Annotated in this window: 5 protein-coding genes and 1 riboswitch; of the genes, 4 read left to right on the forward strand and 1 reads right to left on the reverse strand. The window is 70.4% G+C overall.

Annotation, left to right across the window (positions count from 1 at the left end; translation table 11 throughout):
• On the forward strand, positions 1-169 hold a 169-nt coding region (locus GT030_RS20915; RefSeq protein WP_161202411.1), incomplete at its 5' end, for an HAD hydrolase family protein.
• A 70-nt stretch (positions 170-239) separates the two neighbouring features.
• On the opposite strand, the gene GT030_RS20920 is transcribed toward GT030_RS20915, so the two are convergent.
• A complete protein-coding gene (locus GT030_RS20920) occupies positions 240-722 on the reverse strand; it encodes a transglycosylase SLT domain-containing protein (protein WP_161202412.1) in 483 nt (160 codons plus the stop codon).
• A 4-nt stretch (positions 723-726) separates the two neighbouring features.
• Positions 727-962: riboswitch (cyclic di-AMP (ydaO/yuaA leader) on the reverse strand.
• A 548-nt stretch (positions 963-1,510) separates the two neighbouring features.
• Between GT030_RS20920 and GT030_RS20925 the strand changes: the two genes are divergently transcribed.
• The 3 genes from GT030_RS20925 to GT030_RS20935 form a co-directional block, all read left to right on the forward strand.
• Complete coding sequence (locus GT030_RS20925; protein WP_161202413.1) at positions 1,511-2,521, forward strand: polyprenyl synthetase family protein; 1,011 nt, start codon at positions 1,511-1,513, stop codon at positions 2,519-2,521.
• 249 nt (positions 2,522-2,770) lie between these two features.
• Positions 2,771-3,949, forward strand: a complete 1,179-nt coding sequence (locus tag GT030_RS20930; protein ID WP_161202414.1) for a sigma-E factor regulatory protein RseB domain-containing protein — start codon at positions 2,771-2,773, stop codon at positions 3,947-3,949.
• A 25-nt stretch (positions 3,950-3,974) separates the two neighbouring features.
• Positions 3,975-4,348 (forward strand): ATP-binding cassette domain-containing protein (locus GT030_RS20935; RefSeq protein WP_161202415.1); only part of this gene is annotated, 374 nt, incomplete at its 3' end.

Here is a 4,348-nt window from a genome sequence, read left to right on the forward strand (position 1 = left end):
CGTCGCCTTCGGCGACATGCCGAACGACATCCCGATGTTCCAGTGGGCGGCCCACGGCGTCGCCATGGCCGGCGCCCACCCGGAACTGAAGGCGGTGGCCGACGAGGTGACCCTCTCCAACGAGGACGACGGGGTGGCCGTCGTCCTGGAGCGCCTGTTCACCCCCTGACGCCGACGGCCCCCGTCGCACGCGCGAGGCGTGCGACGGGGGCCCGGTGCACAGTGATCGTGCGGGCGGCTCAGTACGGGCCGTTGACGTTGTCGATCGAACCGTAGCGGTGGTACGCGTAGTTGCAGGCGGCGGTGATGTTGGCGACCGGGTCGTACGGGTCGAAGGACGTGCCGGCGACGTGGTACGTACGGAAGGTCGGGTCGATCACCTGGAGCAGGCCCTTGGACGGGGTGCCGTTGATGGCGTTGATGTCCCAGTTGTTGATGGCCAGCGGGTTGCCCGAGGACTCGCGCATCACGTTGCGGTGGATGCCGTTGTAGGTGCCCGGGATGCCCTTCTCGGCCATGATCGCCAGGGACTGGCGGATCCAGCCGTCGAGGTTGTTCGGGTACACGGCGGAGGCGGCGGCGGGCTTGGCGGCCGGGGCGGCGGAGGCGCTGGTGGCGCCGATGAGGGGGAGTGCGAACATCGCGGCACCGGTACCGGCGACGGCGAGCGTGCGGACGAGGCGCTTGGTGCGGGCACGGCGCGGCTGAGCAGCAGCAGACATGTCGGTGTTTCCTCTCCGTCGCCTGCGAGGTGAGCTGTCGGGTTCGGGCGGGGAGGTGCCCGGCCGCGTCGTCCCCGGTGCCCGTCGGACACCGGGGACGATGACGGCTTCACCCCGAGCCGTCCCGGCGCGACATGCGTCGCGCCGGTCCGGCGGCTTACCTGGGTCCCCCGCTCCTGCCGTACGAATGAGTTCGTGAGTGGGTGTGCCAGGCGCGGCAGGATTCGGCGTTCGCCTGACAGGGCGGGAACGTATGCGACCGCACATGTCCGGAACAAGTACTGGATTCACCCAACGCGCCAGTTGACCTTGGTCTGTCCCAAATGGCCCACTTGATCCTTTGCGCCCGCCAATCCTCAACTTCCGTACCGCACACGGTAAGAAGGGGGTGAGAGGGGGGTCTGACGGGGTACGTGCGACGAGGTGGTCCGCGTGAGCCAACTCACGGAATCGCAAAATACGCAAAATCAGACATGGGGGATTATGTGGATTTGGGCCGTCTGTGGGTATTAGGGAGTGTCGGTCCCCCGCAGGCGGAACCTCTCGCACTCTCCCGTTCGTTGGCCCGGTGTGACCCCCGGAGTGTCGGATCGTCCGACCGACTCCCCCTATACCGACCGTTGTCCACCCATTCGGTACATGCCGGACGAAATCCGATACCTCACGAGCTGGACCGGTGGGTGCGATCGGTGATCGAAAGAGGACCGGATACGCTGACTTGACTGATGGCAGCGACCTATCGACAAGCCGTGAAGTCGCCAGCAGACACCAGCAGACAGGAGAACCTCGTGACCGTCGTCGGGCCGTTCGGGCTGAGCGTGCGGGACCAGGCACTGGAAGCCGATGTCCAGGCCGGACTGGCGGCTGTCGAGGAGGGCCTGCTAGAGGCCACCAAGAGCGACGTCCCCTTCATCACCGGGTCCGCCCAGCACCTGGTGCGGGCCGGCGGCAAGCGGTTCCGTCCGCTGCTCGTGCTGCTGTCCGCCCAGTTCGGCGACGGGCACGCCCCGCGCGTCATCCCCTCGGCCGTCGTCGTCGAGCTGACCCACCTGGCCACGCTCTACCACGACGACGTCATGGACGAGGCGGCCGTGCGGCGCGGCGTGGCCAGCGCCAACACCCGCTGGGGCAACTCGGTCGCGGTGCTCACCGGCGACTTCCTCTTCGCCCGCGCGACGCAGATACTCGCCGATCTCGGCCCCGAGGCCGTCCGGGTGCAGGCCCTCGCCTTCGAGCGCCTCGTCACCGGCCAGATAATGGAGACCGCGGGTCCCCAGGACGGCCGCGACCCGGTCGAGCACTACCTCGACGTGCTCTCCGGCAAGACGGGCTCGCTGGTCGCCGTGTCCTGCCGGTTCGGCGCCATGATGTCCGGCGCCGACGAGAGCGTGGTCGACGTGCTCACCCAGTACGGCGAGCGGCTCGGCGTCGCCTTCCAGCTGGCCGACGACGTGCTGGACATCGCCTCCGACTCCGACGAGTCCGGCAAGACCCCCGGCACCGATCTGCGCGAGGGCGTGCCCACGCTGCCCGTGCTCCGGCTGCGCGAGCGCGCCGCCCGGCTCGGCGAGCCCGCCGACCTCGCGCTGTGCGAGCTGCTGGACTCCGACCTCAGCGACGACGCCCGGCTCGCCGAGGCGCTCACCGCCCTGCGCGCCCACCCCGCGCTGGACCAGGCCCGCCGCGACGCGGTCCGGTACGCGGAGGAGGCCCGCGCGGCCCTCGCCCCGCTGAAGGACTGCACCGCCAAGTCGGCCCTGATCCAACTGTGCGACGCCGTGGTGTACCGGGCGGGCTAGGGCCTGCCTGAGGAGGCCCTGGCGCGTGCGGGCGCTCGTGCGACCCCTACGGGTCGGTGCGGGCGCCCGGTCCGTACGTCATACCGCAGGTGTACGCCGAGTTGGCTCCGTGGGCTGACGCCCGAGGACTGCCGAATTGGTGTGATGGGAACCAGGGAAACCACCACTCCTCACCGATCCGGGTGAGAATGGCGGCTCAGGTGGAACCCATAGAGCGCAGCCGCCGCCGACGACGGAGGTAAGGCAGACATGGCACCGTACGAATCCGACCACGCGACCGGTACCGGCCCCGACGAGGACCCGCGTACCGGACGCCGCAAGGCCGCCCGGTACGTCGTGCCCGTCGCGGTGGTGGGTGTCGCGGCCGCCACCATCGGGCTGGTCCCGGCGCTCGCCGCCTCCGGCGACCCGGACCTGCCGAAGATCACCGCGCAGCAGCTCGTCGAGAAGATCGCCAAGTCCGACGTCCAGCGGATGTCCGGCACCGTGAAGATCAGCACCGACCTCGGCCTGCCCGACCTCGGCAGCCTCCAGGACGGCATGGGCTCCGGCCACGAGGACTCCTCCGCCGACCCGCGGACCAGGCTCACCGAGCTGGCGTCCGGCACCCACACCCTGCGCGTGGCCGCCGACGGCCCCGAGAAGCAGAAGGTCTCGCTGCTGGAGCGCGACGCCGAGTACAGCCTCATCCACAACGACAAGGACGTGTGGGGCTACGACAGCGCGAGCAACGAGGTCTTCCACACGACCGCCCAGCACACCGGCGAGCAGCGCGAGCACCGGCCGGGCGCCACGCCCGACGACTTCGCCGAGGAGGCGCTGAAGTCGGTCGACTCCACCACCTCGGTCACCGTCGACGGCACCGCCCGCATCGCAGGCCGGGACGCCTACCAGCTCGTGATCAAGCCCAGGCAGTCCGGTTCCACCGTCCGGGACGTCACCATAGGCGTCGACGCCAGGACCGGCCTGCCGCTGAAGTTCACCCTCACCCCGAAGAGCGGCGGCGCCCCCGTCCTCGACGCGGGCTTCACCAAGGTCTCCTTCGCCGCCCCGCCCGCCTCCACCTTCGACTTCCGCCCGCCCAAGGGCGCGAAGGTGACCGAGGAGAAGCCGGGCAAGGACGAGCACGCCCCCGACTTCGGCGGGCAGTTCGCGCCCGGCGATCTGAGCGGGGCCGACACCATCGGCGAGGGCTGGACCACCATCGCCAAGTTCGACACCGGCGCCAAGGGGGACAAGACGTCCCAGCAGGGTGGCGCGATGGGCGGCTTCCTCGGTTCGCTGGGCGACCAGGTCTCCGGCGACTTCGGCAAGGGCACCGTCTTCTCCACCCGCCTGGTCAACGCCCTGATCACCGACGACGGCAAGGTCTACGCGGGCGCGGTCACCAAGGACGCCCTGGTCAAGGCGGCCGACGCGGACAAGTAACCCGCCCGACACGCGAGGGGGCCCGATGGAGCCGACGTCCGTCACCGGGGAAGAGGCGGCACCCGTCATCGCCACGCGCGGCCTCACCAAGCGGTACCGGGGCGGACAGCTCGCCGTGGACGGTCTGGACCTGACCGTCCCGGCGGGCAGCGTCTTCGGCTTCCTCGGCCCCAACGGCTCCGGCAAGACCACCACCATCCGCATGCTGATGGGCCTGATCGAACCGACCTCGGGCACCGCGCACGTCCTGGGCCGCCCCATGCCGGGCGCCACGCGTGCCGTACTGCCCGAGGTCGGCGCCCTCATCGAGGGCCCCGCGCTCTACGGCTTCCTCTCCGGCCGGGACAACCTGCTGCGCTACGACTCCGCCGACCCGGCCGCCGACCCCCGCACCCGGCG

This window comes from Streptomyces sp. SID1328, from assembly GCF_009865595.1.
Taxonomy (GTDB): Bacteria; Actinomycetota; Actinomycetes; order Streptomycetales; family Streptomycetaceae; genus Streptomyces; species Streptomyces griseoluteus.

What these genes read in the sequence shown, in the direction of transcription:
- GT030_RS20920 (WP_161202412.1), bottom strand. Translation starts at nt 722, where the DNA reads ATGTCTGCTGCTGCTCAGCCGCGCCGTGCCCGCACCAAGCGCCTCGTC.
- GT030_RS20930 (WP_161202414.1), top strand. Translation starts at nt 2,771, where the DNA reads ATGGCACCGTACGAATCCGACCACGCGACCGGTACCGGCCCCGACGAG.